Raw genomic sequence first — 1,031 nt, 5'->3', positions numbered from 1 at the left:
TGGTTCAGGCTGTCGGAGACGATGGCGTCGTTCTCGCCCAGCAGCGGCTCGAACAGACCGCCGTTGGCGTCGAAGTCAAGTCATCATGGCCCTTACGGCCTGGGCTACACACGTGCTACAATGGTCGGTACAGAGGGTTGCCAAGCCGCGAGGTGGAGCTAATCCCATAAAACCGATCGTAGTCCGGATCGCAGTCTGCAACTCGACTGCGTGAAGTCGGAATCGCTAGTAATCGCGAATCAGAATGTCGCGGTGAATACGTTCCCGGGCCTTGTACACACCGCCCGTCACACCATGGGAGTGGGTTGCACCAGAAGTAGCTAGTCTAACCTTCGGGAGGACGGTTACCACGGTGTGATTCATGACTGGGGTGAAGTCGTAACAAGGTAGCCGTAGGGGAACCTGCGGCTGGATCACCTCCTTAATCGACGACATCAGCTGCTCCATAAGTTCCCACACGAATTGCTTGATTCATTGAAGAAGACGATAAGAAGCAGCCCGAAATTGGGTCTGTAGCTCAGTTGGTTAGAGCGCACCCCTGATAAGGGTGAGGTCGGCAGTTCGAATCTGCCCAGACCCACCAATTTTGTGTGGGAAACGCCTGTAGAAATACGGGGCCATAGCTCAGCTGGGAGAGCGCCTGCCTTGCACGCAGGAGGTCAACGGTTCGATCCCGTTTGGCTCCACCACTACTGCTTCTAGAAGTTGAAAGCTTAGAAATGAGCATTCCATCAAAATGATGGTGAATGTTGATTTCTAGTCTTTGATTAGATCGTTCTTTAAAAATTTGGGTATGTGATAGAAAGATAGACTGAACGTTACTTTCACTGGTAACGGATCAGGCTAAGGTAAAATTTGTGAGTTACTCAGTTTTGAGTATTATCGAATTTTCGGCGAATGTTGTCTTCACAGTATAACCAGATTGCTTGGGGTTATATGGTCAAGTGAAGAAGCGCATACGGTGGATGCCTTGGCAGTCAGAGGCGATGAAAGACGTGGTAGCCTGCGAAAAGCTTCGGGGAGTCGGCAAA

2 tRNA genes and 2 rRNA genes are annotated in these 1,031 nt (G+C 50.8%); all 4 read left to right on the top strand.

The features are described 5' to 3' along the window. A 16S ribosomal RNA gene (locus tag ACP69V_RS15845) occupies positions 1 to 424 on the top strand; the annotation flags it as partial. Between the two features lie 82 nt (positions 425 to 506). Further along, positions 507 to 583 (top strand) — tRNA-Ile (locus tag ACP69V_RS15840). A gap of 30 nt (positions 584 to 613) precedes the next feature. Next, positions 614 to 689 (top strand) — tRNA-Ala (locus tag ACP69V_RS15835). Positions 690 to 938: 249 nt separating this feature from the next. Further along, positions 939 to 1,031, top strand: a 23S ribosomal RNA gene (locus ACP69V_RS15830); the annotation flags it as partial.

The organism is Brevundimonas sp. PWP3-1b1 (genome assembly GCF_049896065.1).
Taxonomy (GTDB): Bacteria; Pseudomonadota; Alphaproteobacteria; order Caulobacterales; family Caulobacteraceae; genus Brevundimonas; species Brevundimonas intermedia_B.
The sequence above is the reverse complement of the archived record's forward strand: the minus strand, read 5'-3'. Positions and strand labels throughout refer to the sequence as shown.